Source organism: Streptomyces sp. NPDC014006, from assembly GCF_043088925.1.
Classification (GTDB): domain Bacteria; phylum Actinomycetota; class Actinomycetes; order Streptomycetales; family Streptomycetaceae; genus Streptomyces.
On sequence record NZ_JBICAJ010000003.1, the window covers coordinates 637,482 to 652,928 of the forward strand.

Here is a 15,447-nt window from a genome sequence, read left to right on the forward strand (position 1 = left end):
GTGTCGTGGCGCGCTCCCGACGTGTGGTCGTGCGCCCGCACGTGCGCTCTTCTCCAGCCATCTCGGGAGCGGTTCCATGGGCGTTGCGTGGGTCGGCCCGCTGTACTGGATCCAGTGGGCTGGGGGATGCCGCCGCCTTCATCCCCGCGGGCGGCGGAACGGTCCGGGAGGCGCCACAAGCCTCCCGGACCGCACGCGTGCCGGTCGTGCGCAGAACCTGCACGGAGCGTGCACAACGGTGATCCAACGGCCGTGCCGAGACGCCGAATTGGCCGAAACTCGCCCCCGTGCCTCTCGTTTGATTTCCGCTCCCACCACGGCAGTTGAGGGCGCACGGGGTATTGCGGAGGAGCGCACAGGGGGCGCATTCGCGCCGCAGATGCCGTACCGTGCGCGGGAGTCGACGGTGCCGGCGCCAGGGTGACCGGGGCGCGATCAGGGTCGGCGGGGGCGCACTCGGGGGAGCATGAGCGCATCTGTCGCACCTCTGCGGCGTGTCCTTCGTGGCAGCATGGTGAACCGTTCGTACGGTGCACTGGTTGTCCACAGCCTGTGGAGGCGTCGATGCGGTGGTTGGTGGGATGGAGCAGCACCGCCGCGGGAGCCGCGGCGACCGGCTCCGCCGGCGCCACCGGGTACGACGGTGAGACCGTGCACCCGGTGGGATCCCAGCTCCTGTGGGGCGACCCCGACCCCCTGTGGGCCGTCGGCGACTGGCGCCCCGACGAGGTACGCCTCGTCAAGGCCGACGACCAGACCCGGATGGCGGTCCTCGGCCTGTGCGGCGCGAGCGACGAACAGCTGCGCGTCGGGCTGCTCGCCGCGCGCGGCGGCGCCCTGCGCCACCTGACCGCCTGGCCCGGCAGCTACACGGCCGTCGTCAAGGTCGGCCGCCGCGTCACCGTCTGCGGCGACCTCGCGGGCGCACGACCGGTGTTCCACACTCCCTGGGCCGGCGGCACCGCCTACGCCACCGCCGCGCTGCCGCTCGCCGACCTCATCGAGGCCAACCTCGACTTCGGCCACCTCGCCGCGCTGCTGGCCGCCCCCGACGTCCCCGCCGCGCTGCACGACTCGACGCCGTACGCGGGCGTGCACCGCATCCCTCCCGGGCACGCGCTGATCCTGCGCACCGGGGCCCGCGAGATCGCCGGGTACGAGCCCGTCGCCTCCCTCGCGGTCGCCGCGCCCCCGGCCGACCCTGACTGCGCGGTCGACGGTGTGCGCGAGGCGCTGATCGAAGCGGTACGCGCGCGTATGGCCGCGCCACGGCACGTGCCCGACCTCGACCCGGGCCCGGTGCCCGGGATGGGGCCCGCCGAACGCCGCGCCGCCCGCGGGATGCCGGTGCCCGGCATCGGCGCCGACCTCTCCGGCGGCCCCGCCTCCAGCACGCTCGCGCTGCTCGCCGCCGGGCTGCCCGGGATGCCGGGCACGCTCCTCGGACACGGGACCGGCGCCGGGGAGCGGTTGCTGGCGGTCACCTTCAACGACCTCGCCGTCCCCGGCCGTGAGGCCGAACTGGAACGGGCCGGCGCACTCGCGGCCAACCCGCGCCTGCACCACGTCGTCGTGACGGGCGGGGAGGAGGTCCTGCCGTACGCCGCTCTGGACGGGCCGCTGACGGACGAGCCCGGGCCCTCCCTGGTGGCGGCCGCCCGGCATCGCGCCCGGCTCGCCTCGGGCAGCGCGGACCACTTCATCGGATACGGCGCCCGGCAGGTGCTCGACGCCCATCCCGCGCGGCTGGCCGACCTGCTGATGGACCGCAAGCGGCGCCATCTGGTGCGGCCGGTGGCCGCGCTGGCGAAGGCGGACGGGTCGGTGCTGGTTCCCGCGCGCGTGTACGGCGCGGCGCGGCGGCTCGCCCGCACGCCCTACCGCACGGGCCTCGAGGTGCTCGCCGCGCGCCTGATGGACCGGCGGCTCGACGAACCCCAGGGGGCCGTGGGGGCGTCCCTGGCGGCGCTCACCTGGGCCAGGCCGGGGCCTGCCGCGCGCTGGCTGACCGGGGAGGCGCTGGCTGAAGTATCGGTTCGCCTGCAAGGGGCGACCCACCGGTCCGGGGTGGGGCCCGGTCAGCGGCCCGGTGACTATCGCGCGCGTGCGGCGCTGGCCCGGCACGCGGCGGATCTGCGGGTGCTGGAGCAGGCGGCGGAGATCCGCAGCCAGCGGCTGCACGCGCCGTTCCTCGACAACCAGGTCGTCCGGGCGTGCCGGGCACTGCCGGAGACGCTGCGGGTGCGGCCGGGGGCACGGGCGGACATCCTGCGGACGGTGCTCAAGGGGGCGGGCGTGACCGATCTGCCGCCCGGCTGGGGGGCGCCGTCCCACGCGCCGACCGCTGCGGCGGCGCGGACGGGGCTGCGGGTGGCCTCCGAGCCGTTGCTGGAGCTGTTCGACTCTCCGCTGCTCGCGGAGGCGGGGCTGATCGAGGCGCGGGTCGTGCGTCAGGCCCTGCGGGGCGCGGTGGCGGGTGAGCCTCTGCCGCTCGACGGGCTGGCCGATCTGATCTCCCTCGAACTGTGGCTCCGGCGCCTGCTGTCGCGACGCGGCACCTGCTGGACGGGGACGCCGGCGCGGGCGCGGGCGGTGCCGGGGGGGATCGTGAGGCCGCGGGGGGCGGTGGAGTCGGTGCGGGGGATTGAGAGCGGGCGGGGTTGACGGGGCCTGCCGGCGGCTGGTCGTGTTTCGGGTGCGGGTTGCGTTGTGGCTGGTCGCGCCCACGCGGCGGAGCCGCATGTCGAATACAGCCCCGCGCCCCTTTGTGCCTGCGGGGCCCGTTGCTGTCCGGTGGCCGGTTGCGATAGCGCCTGCGGTGCGTTGTGGGGCAGGGCCGGGATGGGGGGTGTCCGTCCTCGGTCCGGCCGCCCGCATCTCAGAAGGGCACCCTGCCCGGTGCCGGCCGCTGCGGGCGCCCCCCACCCCGTCCCCTTCCCGCCGTCGGCGACTGCACCAACGCCGTGGCGCGCCTCGACCCGCTCAGCTGCGGGCGGGCAGTCCGGTCCTGCCAAGCCGCGGGCAGTCGTGCCCCCCCAAGCTCTTCGAGCAGGGGGACCCCCAGGGCGGCACGGGTGGGCGCGGGCGGTGCCCCGACAGCGCCGGGCTGCGCGACCCACCCCGGCCAGCCACAGCACCGGGCACCACGAAACGCCGGGCGCGTAGCCCAACGCCGGGCACAAAGAAACGCCGGGCGCGCAGCCCACCGCGGTGCCCGGTGCCGTTGACGTCCGGCCCGACACAATGACCCCGTGCGGTACAGAATCCTTGGCGTTGCCCAAGTGGTGGACGAAGACGGCCGGCCGGTCACCCCCGGCGGCAGCCGTCTGCGTGCGCTGCTCACCGCGCTCGCCCTGCGGCCCGACCGCGTCACCGCACCCGGCGCCCTCATCGACGAGGTCTGGGCGGACGCTCCGCCGCAGGATGCGCTCGCCGCCCTGCAGGCCCTCGTCGGGCGCCTGCGCCGCGCCCTCGGCAAGGACGCCGTCGCATCGAGCCCCGGCGGCTACCGTCTCGTCGCCGCGGAGTACGACGTCGATCTGTACGTCTTCGAGCGGCTCGTGGGCCACGGCACCCGAGCCCTGGCGGACGGTGACGCCGGCACCGCCGCCCGCACGCTCGACGACGCCCTCGCGCTGTGGCGCGGGCCCGCGCTCGCCGACCTTCCCGACCGCACCGCCGCCGCCCGCCCCGAGGCCCTTCGCCGGGAGGCGATCCGGGCCAGGGCCGAGGCCTTGTTGCTGATCGGCCGCGCCGCCGACGCCGTGCCCGAGTTGAGGGAACTCACCACCGCGCATCCGTACGACGAGCCGCTGCACGCCCTGCTCATCCGCGCCCTGCGCGACACGGGCCGCACCGCCGACGCCCTCGCCGCGTACGAAACCGCCCGTCGGACCCTCGCCGACGGCCTTGGCACCGACCCTGGTGCGGAACTGCGCGCCCTGTATGGGGAATTGCTCGCTCCGGCTGCGGTGCCCCCAGTCCCGTCGCCCCGCCGTACCGGCAATCTGCGGCCCCGGCTGACGAGTTTCGTCGGACGGGAACCCGAGCTCGCCGCCATCCGTTCCGAATTGCACAGGGCCCGTCTGGTCACGCTCACCGGACCCGGCGGTTCCGGGAAGACCCGTCTCGCCGAGGAGACCGCCGCCGGCCTCCCCCAGGCGTGGCTGGTCGAGCTGGCGCCGCTCGACCGTTGGGAGGCGGTGCCGGACGCGGTGGTCAGTGCGCTCGGTCTGCGCGAGACCGTGCTGATGACCAACGAGTCGGCGCCCTGGCAGGACGACCCCGTCGCCCTGCTCGTCGAGCACTGTGCCCCGCGCAGCGAGCTGCTGATCCTTGACAACTGCGAACACGTCATCGGCGCGGCCGCCGACCTCGCCGAGACGCTCCTGACCCGCTGCCCGGGGCTCACGATCCTCGCCACCAGCCGTGAACCCCTGGGTGTCCCCGGCGAGTCCGTGCGCCCCGTGGAGCCCCTGCTGCCCGACCAGGCGCGCCACCTGTTCACCGAGCGCGCCACCGCCGTCCGTCCCGACGCCGGTGCCGCCCTGGCGGACACGGAGGCCGTCGCGGAGATCTGCCGGCGCCTGGACGGGCTGCCGCTCGCCATCGAGCTGGCGGCCGCCCGGCTGCGCCTGCTGACCCCCCGGCAGATCGCCGACCGGCTCGACGACCGCTTTCGCCTGCTGACCTCCGGCAGCCGCACGGTCCTGCCCCGCCAGCAGACCCTGCGCGCGGTCGTCGACTGGTCCTGGGACCTGCTCGACGAGCAGGAGCGGACGGTGCTGCGCGAGGTGTCCGTGTTCGCGGGCGGCTGGGACCTCGCGGCGGCCGAGGCCGTGTGCTCCGGCCCGGCCACGGAGCTGATCGGGGCGCTCGTCGACAAGTCCCTCGTCGTCGCGACCCCGGACGAGCGGGAGAACTCCGGCGGTATGCGCTACCGCATGCTCGAGACCATCCACGAGTACGCCGCGGAGCGCGCCGCCGAGGTACCCGGGCTGTGCGCCGAGGCCGAGCGGCGGCACCGCGCCTGGGTGCGCGCGCTGGTGGAGGAGGCCGACCCGCGGCTGCGGTCGGCGGACCAGCTGCGGTGGATCGCCCGCCTGGAGGGCGAGCTGGACAACATTCGGGCGGCGCTGGACCGCGCCCTCGCCGAGGGGGAGGAAGCGGAGGCGGCGGCGCTCGTCCTCGCCATGGGGTGGTTCTGGTGGCTGCGCAACTACCGTCAGGAGGCCACCGGCTGGGCGGAGCGTGTCCTGCGCCTGGGTGCCGCCCGCGACTCCCTCTCCGTGCGGGTCCGGGGCAGCGGGGGCGACCTGCGGGTGGAGACGGCTCGGGTGGATCCGGTGGGTGCCTTTCTCGAGGCGCCGGACGGCGAGGTGCGCCATCCGCTGCACTCGCTGCGGATGGAGCTGCGGATGCTGCACCTGTTCCTCACCGTGGAGTCCGAGGCGGGGCAGCAGCTGCTGCGGGACGAGCGGTTCGAGCGCTACCTCACGCGCGTGCGGGCCGTGTTCGAGGACGGTGGCCCCTGCGCCGCCCGGCTGCCGGGCCTGGTCTGGCCGATCACCCTGTTCCATCTGCACAGCCGCGACGACGTGCGGCCCGCCCTGGACGCGGCGGTCGCCAACTGCCGGTCGCACGGCGGTGACTGGGAGCTCGGCGTGGCCCTGATGTTCCGCGCCCACACCGTCGTCGACTCGTCCGGTGGCCTGGCCGGTCTGGACGAGGACCTCGCCGAGTTGCGGACGCTCAGCCGGCGCGCAGGCGACCGCTGGATGCGGGCCCAGGTGTGCAGTGCGGTCGGTGAGGCGGCCATGGCGCGTGGCCGGTTCGCCGAGGCCAGGGCGGAGTACGAGGAGGCGCTGCGGCTGGCCCGCGAGGTCGGGGCCCTCGCCGAATCGCCGTTCCTGCTGGCGCGGCTCGCCGAGATCGCCTACCGCTCCGGCGACCGGGCCGCGACCCGGCGCGCACTGGACGAGGCGAGCGAGGCGGCGGACCGGTACGCGGTGGTGGACTCCCGGTCGTTCATCCTGCTGCTGCGAGCACAACTCGCCCTGGACGACGGGGACCTCCGCGCCGCGCGCGAGCTGTGGCAGGCGGCGGGCACGGAGATCGGCAACGGCACTCCGCCCCCGCAGTTCCTGGCCCTGCTGCAGGCGGTCGGCGCCCTGGTCACGGCCGCCGAGTCCGGCCCCGAGCACGGGCTGCCGCTGCTCACCGAGGCGCTGCGGGAGGCCGTGGCGACGCGCTGTTCGGAGGTGGTCACCTCCTCGCTGGCCGACATGGCCGCCGATCTGCTGGCGCGCCTGGGCGATCTGCCGCGTGCGCTGCGGCTGCTGGCGGCCTCCGACGGCTGGCGCGACGGCCGGCCGCGCCCGCAACCGGAACGCTCGACGGCCGACCGGGTCGACTCCGCGGCCCGCGCGGAGCTGTCCGCCGCCGCGTATGCCGCCGAGCGGGCGCGTGGCGCGGCGCTCGCCGTCGGTGACGCCCTGGGGGAGTTGGAGGCCGCCGTGGGCGACCATCCGGTGGGCTCCGGGTCTAGCCGCAGGTGAACTTCGACTCCGCCCAGTCCGCGACCGCCAGGGTGTCGAAGTGGCTGTGTGGTGTGACGACGAGCGTGACGGTCCTGCGGCCGGTCAGGTCCACATGGACGGGTACGGCACTGTCGCCGCCCTTGATCCGGCCGGACCGCCACAGCCGCACACCGTCGGCGTAGACGGAGAAGGAGACCTTGCCGAGCTTCAGGGTCATGTCGTCGACGCCGACGAGGGCGTCGTAGGCGGTGCAGGAGCGGTTGAGGTCGATGGTGACGGAGGAGTCACCGTGCACGCTCACCCCGCGGTCGTACTGCTTGCCGCCGATCGACAGGCCGTAGCGCTGCCACACCCAACTGCTTCCGGCGAGCCGCATCTCCGGCTTGGTGCCGTCACCGGCGATGTCGTACGACAGTTCGCTCCACTGGTAGACGGCCGGGGCCGGCGGCGGGGGCGGTGTCGGGGGAGGTGTCGGTGCCGGGGTGGGTGTCGGTGCCGGGGTGGGTGTGGGCGGCGGTGTCGGCCTGGGCCGGGGCTCGGGTTTCGGCTTCGGTGACGGGCTCGGGGCGGGGGTCGGTGTGGGCGTCGGGGACGGGGTGGGGGCCGGTTCTGCGACCATCGGCTTCGGGGCGGGCCTGGGCGGGGGAGGCGGTGCCGGGGTGGGCGGCTGCGGCCGCACGACCGGCGCTGACAGGGGCGGCGCCGCCGCGGGCTTCCTGGCGGGGCTGTCGTCGGCTACGAGGGCGAGCGCCACCGCCGCGGCGGCCACGGCCACCACACCCGCCGCGATACCGGCCTTCACCGGCGCGCCCAGCCCCTCCGAGGCCGCCGCGCCGCCCGCCGAGCCGGAGGAGCCGCCGCTCGCCGCCGCGGCCGCGCCCGCGGCGCCCGCCGCACCCGCTCCGGCACCTCCGGCGACGAGTCCGAGCGCCTTGGCGTACCCGGCGACGCCGAACCAGCCGACGACGGCGAGAGGCACCACGGCGGGAATGCTGCCGGCGACCTCCTCGATCTGACTGGCGGCCAGCCGGCACTTGGCGCACTCCTCGAGGTGCTTGCGCAGCCCCCGTTCGGCGCGGGTGCGCAGCTTGCGCCGGGCGTAACTGCCGAGCTGGTCGGCGTAGCGGGCGCACTCCTCGTCGCCGGCCAGCGCGGTGGAGACATGGGCCTGGAGGTAGGCCTGCTTCAGGCCCTCCCGGGCGCGGCTGGCCAGCACACGCGTGCCGTTGGCGTCCAGGCCGAACAGGACGGCGACCTCGCTCGGCGACTCGTCCTCGATCTCCGTGTGCCACAGCACGGCCTGCCAGCGCTCGGGGAGCGAGCGGAACGCCTGCATGGCCATGGACTGTTCGGCCTCGTGCATGGCGCGCACATCGGCGCCGAGGTCCAACGTGTCGTCGTCGGCCACCTCCGAGGAGCGGGCGGCCTGCTGGGCGAAGACGGCGAAATCGTCGACGAGGTGTTCCCGCTTGGCCGACTGGATCCAGCGCGCGGCGACGCGGCGCACGGAGGTGAGCAGATAGGCGCGGACGGCGTGGTCGGGGCCCGAGCCGCCGCGCACGGCCTGCAGCATGCGGGCGAAGACCTCGGCGGTCAGGTCGTCGGCGGTGTGGGCGTCGCGGCAGCAGGTGCGGGCGTAACGGCGGACGGCACCGGCGTGCCGGCGGTACAGCTCCTCGTAGGCGGAGTCGTCGCCGGAGCGCATGCGCTCGATGAGGCCGGCGTCGGACGCGGGGAGCGGGCGAGGCGGCGGCAGCACGCTGTCCTCGCGCCACTCCCGCTGGGCCGGAATACCGTCCGCCGGGCCCGCGGGACCGCTGTTCTGCACCGGGTTCCGCTTGCTCTGGGGCGGTACCTGGGGTGAGGCCGGGCCGCCGGCTTGTGCGTCCTCGTCGTCGAGTGACTCGTCCCGCCCGTCAACGCTCATCGCGGAAAGCCCCCGCCGCCTGCCCCACCAGTCCCGAACACCGGGTCAGCGTGCCATACCGGCTTTCGACCATGGCCCGCAGTGCGCGGCAACCACTCGTCCGGGCGGACATGACGCACGGGCGTACTGAACGTCACTCCTTCGGGGAAGACTCAACGGATCGCGTTGACAGCGGCGTTGTGCGGGGCGGGCGCGCCAGGTGGCCCGGCGCGCCCACCCGCACGGCTCACACAGGACGCGAGCGCAGCCCCTCCAGCAGGATGTCCAGCAGCCGCGCCGAGGCCGCCGCCTGCTGCGCCGCGTCCGGCAGCGAGGGCGCCGCCGTGGCGATCACCAGCAGGACGTCCGACACGGACACGTCCGGCCGCAGCTCACCCGCCGCGCGCGCCCGCTCCACGAGCCGGCCCACGACCTCCAGCAGCGCCGAGGCACCGGCGTCGTCCATCACGCCGTGGTCCGGCACCAACCGCAGCTCACCGGCGCCCGGCTGCGACCGCTGCTGCGGCACCCGCGCCTCGTCGAGCACGCCACCGGCGCCCGCCGCGGGAGCCTGCTCCTCGGCCACCCCGACCCGCAGCACCTGCGGCGGCAGCAGCCGCCCGGCGCCCGAGGCGACCGACGTGCGCAGAAAACGCGACAGCGCCGACCACGGCTCGTCCTCCTGACCCAGCGCCGTACGCGCCTGCTCCGTCAGCCGGGCCGTCTCCTCCGCGGCGATCCGCCGCACCAGCACGTCCTTGCTCGGAAAGCGCCGGTAGACCGTGCCGACACCGACCCGCGCCCGCCGCGCCACGTCCTCCATCGGCGCGCCGTACCCCAGCTCGCCGAAGACCTCGCGCGCCGCTCGCAGTACGTGCTCCAGATTGCGCTGGGCGTCCACCCGCAGCGGCGTGGTCCGCGCCGCGTCCCCGCGCCCGTGGCCCCCCGCCGCGCTCACCGCCCCGCCGGCGGCCAGAGCGGATGCGGACGACCAGTGAGAGTCCTGAATGTGCATGATGATCCCCCGGTTATGACGTCTCCCCCCGGAGACTCCCCTAAGAACGCGCCGGGGCGCGCGGACAAGCGTCGCGTGCCCGGGCCCGGCCGTGCGATCTCTCGGGCCCGATGAGCGTCTCCCCCAGACACCCCGTCGTGTATACGAACATAGTTGAGAGGGAGTCAATTCAGAAGGGGCAGGTTCCGCACGGAGCGCCCCCCGATCGGAGTACGGGCCGCATACGTCCCGAAAACACCCCCCGGCGTACCCCGGCGCACACTGGCTGACCTGCACAGCTGCCCCAGACTCCGACGTTTCGGCCATGTCTGGGCATCCCCGGCTCCCGGTCACACAAATCGCCGGGCCTGTGGACAAACGGCAGCGCCGGGTGCGTCATGGGATGGTGAAGGAACGTGCGCGCATTCTCGTTGTCGGCGGCGGCTACGTCGGGATGTACACGGCCCTGCGCCTGCAGAAGCAGCTCAGAGGGGAGCTGCGGCAAGGCGCGGTCGAGATCACGATCGTCACGCCGAATCCGTACATGACGTATCAGCCGTTCCTGCCCGAGGCCGCGGCCGGAGCGATCTCCCCGCGTCACGTCGTCGTGCCGCTGCGCCGCTTCCTGCCCGACTGCCGCATCGTCATCGGCGAGGTCACCGCCGTCGACCACGCCGCGCGCACCGCCACGGTCGCCACCCTCGCCACCGAGGAGAAGGACACACCCCCGGAGCGTCTGCCGTACGACGAACTCGTCCTCGCCCCCGGCTCCGTCTCGCGCACGCTGCCCGTACCGGGCCTCGCCGAGCACGGCATCGGCTTCAAGACCGTCGAGGAGGCCATCGGCCTGCGCAACCACGTCATCGAGCAGATGGACATCGCCTCCTCCACCCGCGACCCCGCGATCCGCGACGCCGCCCTCACCTTCGTCTTCGTCGGCGGCGGCTTCGCCGGCGTGGAGGCGCTCGGCGAACTCGAGGACATGGCCCGCTACGCCGCGCGCTACTACCACAACGTCCGCGCCGAGGACATGAAGTGGATCCTGGTCGAGGCCTCCGACCGGATCCTGCCCGAGGTCGGCGCCGAGATGGGCCGCTATGCCGTCACCGAGCTGCGCCGCCGCAACATCGACGTCCGTCTGAACACCCGTCTCGAGTCCTGCGCGGACCGCGTCGCCGTGCTCAGCGACGGCGCCCGCTTCCCCACCCGGACGGTCGTGTGGACGGCCGGCGTCAAACCCCACCCGGTGCTCGCCGCCACCGACCTGCCGCTGACCGGGCGCGGCCGGCTCAAGTGCACCGCCGAACTGACCGTCGACGGCGCCCCGCACGCGTGGAGCGCCGGCGACGCCGCCGCCGTCCCCGACGTCACCGCGAAGGAAGCCGGCACCGAGACCGCGCCCAACGCCCAGCACGCCGTGCGCCAGGCCGCGGTCCTCGCCGACAACCTCGTGCGCTCCCTGCGCGGGCAGCCCCTCCAGACCTACGCCCACAAGTACGTCGGCTCGGTCGCCTCCCTCGGCTTCCACAAAGGGGTCGCACACGTCTACGGGCGCAAAGTCAAGGGCTATCCCGCCTGGTTCATGCACCGCGCCTACCACCTCAGCCGCGTGCCCACCTTCAACCGCAAGGCGCGCGTGCTGGCGGAATGGACTCTGTCGGGACTGTTCAAACGGGAGATCGTCTCCCTCGGATCATTCGAACATCCCCGCGCGGAGTTCGAACTGGCCGCCGGTGGAAAGCCTTCCGACCATCCGAAGAACGACCCGAAGGGGTCCAACTAGCCGGACCCAGGAACTCCACCGGCCACCGCGGCGTCTGACGGATGTCGGCCCGGAGGGCCACCCTGCAAGACTGATCACCGAGCCCGGGCGGGCCGCCACCCGTCCGCGAAGTCAATGCGAGGCTGTCCCAAGTGCTGCATGTCCCGGGTGCTGCAACAATGTGCGGCCACCGCCGCCCGGCCCCGAGAGCCCAGGCCGGGCCCCGGAGCCGGCCGACGACGACTACACGAGGCAAGGATTCGTGAACTTCACGCGCTGGAGCGCCCGGCTCCCCGGAACGCAGCGCCGCGCCGCCGCGCGGACCGACGCCACGACCACCGCGGACCGGCGGGGCGACGGCTCCGTCCCCGCGGCCCGAGCCGAGCGGCCCGCCGACGGGACGACGCCGGCCCCCGGCGTCCCGGCCGTCGACGACCTGTCCGTGCGCGCGGTCCTCGACCGCGTCCCGGCCCTGGTCGCCCTCGTCCACGGCCCCGACCACCGCCTCGCCCACGTCAACGACGCCTACAGCGCCGCCTTCGGTCCCCGCCCCGCCGGCGCCCCCGCCGCCGCTGCCCTGCCCGAGCTGAAGGAACTCGGCCTGCTCCCGCTGCTCGACCAGGTCCTGCGCAGCGGCCGGCCCCGCACCCTGAAGTCCCGCAAGGCCCCCGACGGCCGCTCCTACACCTTCACCTGCACCCCCGTCACCGAAGGTGACGGAGGCGGCCCCGGAGTGCTCGTCTTCGCCACCGACGTCACCGACCACGCCGAGGCCGCCGAACGTCTGCGCGCCAGCGAACGCCGCCAGCGCGAAACCGCCGTCACCCTCCAGCGCTCCCTGCTCCCGCAGGAGCTCGAGGCACCCGACGACCTGCGCGTCGCCGCCACCTACCACCCGGGCGGCACCGAGGCCGCCGTCGGCGGCGACTGGTACGACGTGATCACCCTCGGCGGCGGCCGCACCGCCCTCGTCATCGGCGACGTCATGGGCCGCGGTGTGCGCGCCGCCGCCGTCATGGGCCAGCTGCGCACCGCCGTGCGCGCCTACGCCCGCCTCGACCTGCCCCCGCACGAAGTGCTCCAGCTCCTCGACGGCCTGGCCACCGAGATCGACGCCAACCAGATCGCCACCTGCGTCTACGCCGTGCACGACCCCAACGAGGGCCGGCTGATGTACGCCTCCGCCGGGCATCTGCCGATCCTGGTGCGCGACGAGAGCGGCACCGTGCACCGCGCCGACGAACCCACCGGCCCGCCGCTCGGCACCGGCGGCTGGATGCACACCTCCGGCTCCATCCCGCTCACCCCCGGCTCCACCGCCGTCCTCTACACCGACGGCCTCGTCGAACGCCGGGACGAGGACCTCGACGAGGGCATCGCCGCCCTGGAGCGCGCCCTGGCCGGCGCCACCGGCACGCCCCAGGTCGTCTGCGACCGCCTGGTGCGCTCCGCCGGCGTCACCGCCGACCACGCCGACGACGTCGCCGTCCTGGTCCTCCAGCACCCCGCACGCACCGGACCCGACAGCGAACTGTTCCGCAACGCCGCCCTGGAACTGCTCGGCGGCATCGAGGCGGCCCCCCGCGCGCGTGCCTTCGCCTCCGGCGTCCTCACCAGCTGGCGCTTCCCGCCCGAGCTCCACGACCTCGGCGTGCTGGCCGCCAGCGAACTCGTCGCCAATTCCCTCCAGCACGGCACACCGCCGATGAAGCTGCGCCTGCGCCGCACCGACCGCCGGCTGATCGTCGAGGTCACCGACGGCGACGACCACCTGCCCCGGCGCCGCCGCGCCGAACCGGCCGACGAGTCCGGCCGGGGCATCGCCATCGTCGCGACCATCGCCTCCAACTGGGGGTGCAGACGCACCCCCGGCGGAGGCAAGGCGGTGTGGTGCGAGTTCGCCCTGCCGAAGACGTAGAGGGGCCCTGGCGGCAGACGCGCGCGCTCACGCGTCCGCGGTCACCGCGTCCGCCTGCGCGCCACCGCGCTGGACGACCCGGCTACGGGTCCGCCACGGCTGGTCCTGCACCTCGGTGAGCCGGCTCCCCAGCCGTATCGCCAGCACGCTGATCGCCAGCGAGAACAGCAGGAAGGTCACGATGTACGGCGCGTGCAGCGCGGCCCCCATGGGACCGCCCACCGCCGGACCGACGGCCAGAGCGAGCTGCTTGACCAGGGCGAACGCGGAGTTGTACTGCCCGGCCAGCCCGCTCGGCGCCAGATCGGCGACCAGCGGCGCCACCGTCGGCGACAGCATCGCCTCGCCCAGCCCGAACAGCGCGTACGTCGAGACGAAAGCAGCCGTCGCCATCTCCTGGCTGCCGTGCCCCAGCCCCGCGTACCCGGCCGCGAGCCACGCCACGGCCCAGACCAGTCCCACGGCCGCGATCACACGGGAGCGCCGGCGACGCTCGACGAACTTCAGCACGGCGAACTGCGCCACCACGATCATCGCGGTGTTCGCCGCCAGCGCCGTCCCCAGCGCGGACGTCGATATCCCGGCGGCCTCGACGCCGTAGGCGCTCAGACCGGACTCGAACTGTCCGTAGCAGGCGAAGAACAGCACAAAGCCCAGCACACACAGCTGCACCATGGCCCGATTGCCCAGCAGCCGCTTCCAGCCGCCCTTCGCCGAGGCGGGAGCGTCCTCGACCTTCGGCGCGTGCGGTATCCGCACCGTCGCCATCACCACGACCAGCAGCAGGAACACCGCCGCCTCGATCGCGAACAGCAGAGTGAACGACGACACGCGCGAGGTGTCCACCAGATGCCCGCCGATGAGCCCGCCGACGCCGAGCCCCAGGTTCTGCAGGAAGAACTGCATCGCGAACGCCCGCGACCGCGTCTCCGTGGTCGAGCAGTCCACGATCACCGTCGCCAGCGCCGGCTGCATGACGGCCTGCCCGGCCCCCAGCGCCGCCGCCGACAGCAGTACGGCGGCCGACGTGCTCGCCAGACCCAGGCTCAGCGCTCCGAGCGCGGCGGTGACCAGGGCGGCGAGCAGAACCGGCAGCGGGCCGCGCCGCACGATCGCCCGACCGGCGAACGGCAGCACGATCAGCGCGGCCACGGCAAACACAGCGAGAACCATCCCCGCCGTCAGGGCACCAAGGCCCCGCACCTGCGCCACATAGACGTACAGGTAAGGGACCGTGAAGCCGAGCCCGAACGCGCTGAGTGCGTTGCCCACGTGGATCCGGCGCATCGCTGCACCCTTCTCCCTGGTCACGTTCACCTCTCTCACTAGTTAGGAGTGAAGACTTCGAAGTTAAAGTTCGAAGCTAAAGAGTACATGTCGAAGGACTTCAAGGCAAAGGACGGTCGTGCCATACTGCGGCCATGGGCGACACCTCCGGCACGCTCGGCGCCGAGCCGACCATCGAAGAGCAGATCGCGGCCTACCAGCGCGAGTTCCAGGACCTCGACCCCCAGGTCGAGAAGATCGTCTCGGCGCTCTCCCGGCTCAACCGCCGCATGAACGTCGCCTACGGCAGGCAGACCGCCGAGCTCGGCATCAGCAACGCCGAGTGGGAGGTCCTCAAGGCCCTCGTCCTGTCCGGCGCCCCCTATCGCATGGGGCCCGGAGAGCTCGCCAAGCGACTCGGCCTCACACCGGCCGCCATGACCCATCGGATCGACCGCATGGTCGCCGAGGGGCTGGTCACCCGGGAGCGCGACGAGTCCAACCGCGTCCGCGTGATCGTGGAGCTCACCCCAGAGGGCCGGGAGAAGTGGCTGGAGGCGATGCGCCTCGCGTCGGTGTTCGAGGAGGAGCTCCTCCAGGACCTCACTCCGGCCGAGCGGACCGTCCTCGACGAGGTGCTGACCCGCCTGCTGCGCCGCGTCGAGCACGCCCAGCCGGACGCCGGCGGCCGGCTCACCGACCTCGACTAAAGAGGTTGACAGGGCGCGCTTGACAACCCCCTCCCCGATCCGTAGAGTTCTTCGGGTTGCCGCGGGGCCGTAACGGTTCTGCGACGGCACCTCCCGCCGCCTCGAGCGGCACCTCAAATCACCAGCACGATCTCCCAACGGGATTGATTTCGGCGTGCCCGAATTCAATTCGAATAGGGACTCGGCGGCCCGATTGGGAATCGCCGGAAGGATCCGCTAAGGTTTGAGACGTCGGAACGGCCCAACGGCCGGGAAGACAAACCCCGCTGACTGGGGGTCAGACGCCGAAAGGATCTGATAGAGTCGGAAACGCCGGAAAGGGAAACGCGAGAGCGAGAACCTGGAAAGCACC

At 73.8% G+C, this 15,447-nt stretch carries 8 protein-coding genes; 5 read left to right on the forward strand and 3 right to left on the reverse strand.

Features of this window, described 5'->3' with window-relative positions; all coding sequences use genetic code 11:
- Positions 1-564 precede the first annotated feature (564 nt).
- Together ACF1GV_RS15175 and ACF1GV_RS15180 are read left to right on the forward strand one after the other, a co-directional pair.
- Positions 565-2,664 (forward strand): asparagine synthase-related protein, encoded by a 2,100-nt coding sequence (locus ACF1GV_RS15175; protein ID WP_391680403.1) that lies wholly within the window; start codon positions 565-567, stop codon positions 2,662-2,664.
- A gap of 587 nt (positions 2,665-3,251) precedes the next feature.
- Complete coding sequence (locus tag ACF1GV_RS15180; protein ID WP_391680404.1) at positions 3,252-6,557, forward strand: ATP-binding protein; 3,306 nt, start codon at positions 3,252-3,254, stop codon at positions 6,555-6,557.
- Here the strand turns inward: ACF1GV_RS15180 and ACF1GV_RS15185 are convergent.
- Positions 6,544-8,466 carry a sigma-70 family RNA polymerase sigma factor gene (locus ACF1GV_RS15185; protein ID WP_391680406.1) on the reverse strand — a complete coding sequence of 641 codons (1,923 nt, stop codon included), beginning with the start codon at positions 8,464-8,466 and terminating at the stop codon, positions 6,544-6,546. The genes ACF1GV_RS15180 and ACF1GV_RS15185 overlap by 14 nt on opposite strands.
- Positions 8,467-8,692: 226 nt before the next feature.
- On the reverse strand, positions 8,693-9,460 hold the full coding sequence (locus ACF1GV_RS15190; protein WP_391680407.1) for a TetR family transcriptional regulator: 768 nt from the start codon (positions 9,458-9,460) through the stop codon (positions 8,693-8,695).
- A 382-nt stretch (positions 9,461-9,842) separates the two neighbouring features.
- Here ACF1GV_RS15190 and ACF1GV_RS15195 point away from each other — a divergent pair, with 382 nt between their 5' ends.
- On the forward strand, positions 9,843-11,222 hold the full coding sequence (locus ACF1GV_RS15195) for an NAD(P)/FAD-dependent oxidoreductase (RefSeq protein ID WP_391680409.1): 1,380 nt from the start codon (positions 9,843-9,845) through the stop codon (positions 11,220-11,222).
- A 241-nt stretch (positions 11,223-11,463) separates the two neighbouring features.
- A complete protein-coding gene (locus ACF1GV_RS15200; RefSeq protein ID WP_391680411.1) occupies positions 11,464-13,119 on the forward strand; it encodes a SpoIIE family protein phosphatase in 1,656 nt (551 codons plus the stop codon).
- A 27-nt stretch (positions 13,120-13,146) separates the two neighbouring features.
- Here the strand turns inward: ACF1GV_RS15200 and ACF1GV_RS15205 are convergent, their stop codons facing one another.
- Entirely contained in the window at positions 13,147-14,406 is a 1,260-nt protein-coding gene (locus tag ACF1GV_RS15205) for an MFS transporter (RefSeq protein WP_391680413.1), read from the reverse strand.
- 134 nt (positions 14,407-14,540) lie between these two features.
- Between ACF1GV_RS15205 and ACF1GV_RS15210 the strand changes: the two genes are divergently transcribed.
- Positions 14,541-15,095, forward strand: a complete 555-nt coding sequence (locus ACF1GV_RS15210; protein ID WP_391680414.1) for a MarR family winged helix-turn-helix transcriptional regulator — start codon at positions 14,541-14,543, stop codon at positions 15,093-15,095.
- Positions 15,096-15,447: the final 352 nt, after the last annotated feature.

Excerpts from the sequence above, each read along its gene's own strand:
- ACF1GV_RS15175 (WP_391680403.1), top strand. The coding sequence starts at position 565 with ATGCGGTGGTTGGTGGGATGGAGCAGCACCGCCGCGGGAGCCGCGGCG.
- ACF1GV_RS15185 (WP_391680406.1), bottom strand. The coding sequence starts at position 8,466 with ATGAGCGTTGACGGGCGGGACGAGTCACTCGACGACGAGGACGCACAA.
- ACF1GV_RS15190 (WP_391680407.1), bottom strand. The coding sequence starts at position 9,460 with ATGCACATTCAGGACTCTCACTGGTCGTCCGCATCCGCTCTGGCCGCC.
- ACF1GV_RS15195 (WP_391680409.1), top strand. The coding sequence starts at position 9,843 with ATGGTGAAGGAACGTGCGCGCATTCTCGTTGTCGGCGGCGGCTACGTC.
- ACF1GV_RS15205 (WP_391680413.1), bottom strand. The coding sequence starts at position 14,406 with ATGCGCCGGATCCACGTGGGCAACGCACTCAGCGCGTTCGGGCTCGGC.
- ACF1GV_RS15210 (WP_391680414.1), top strand. The coding sequence starts at position 14,541 with ATGGGCGACACCTCCGGCACGCTCGGCGCCGAGCCGACCATCGAAGAG.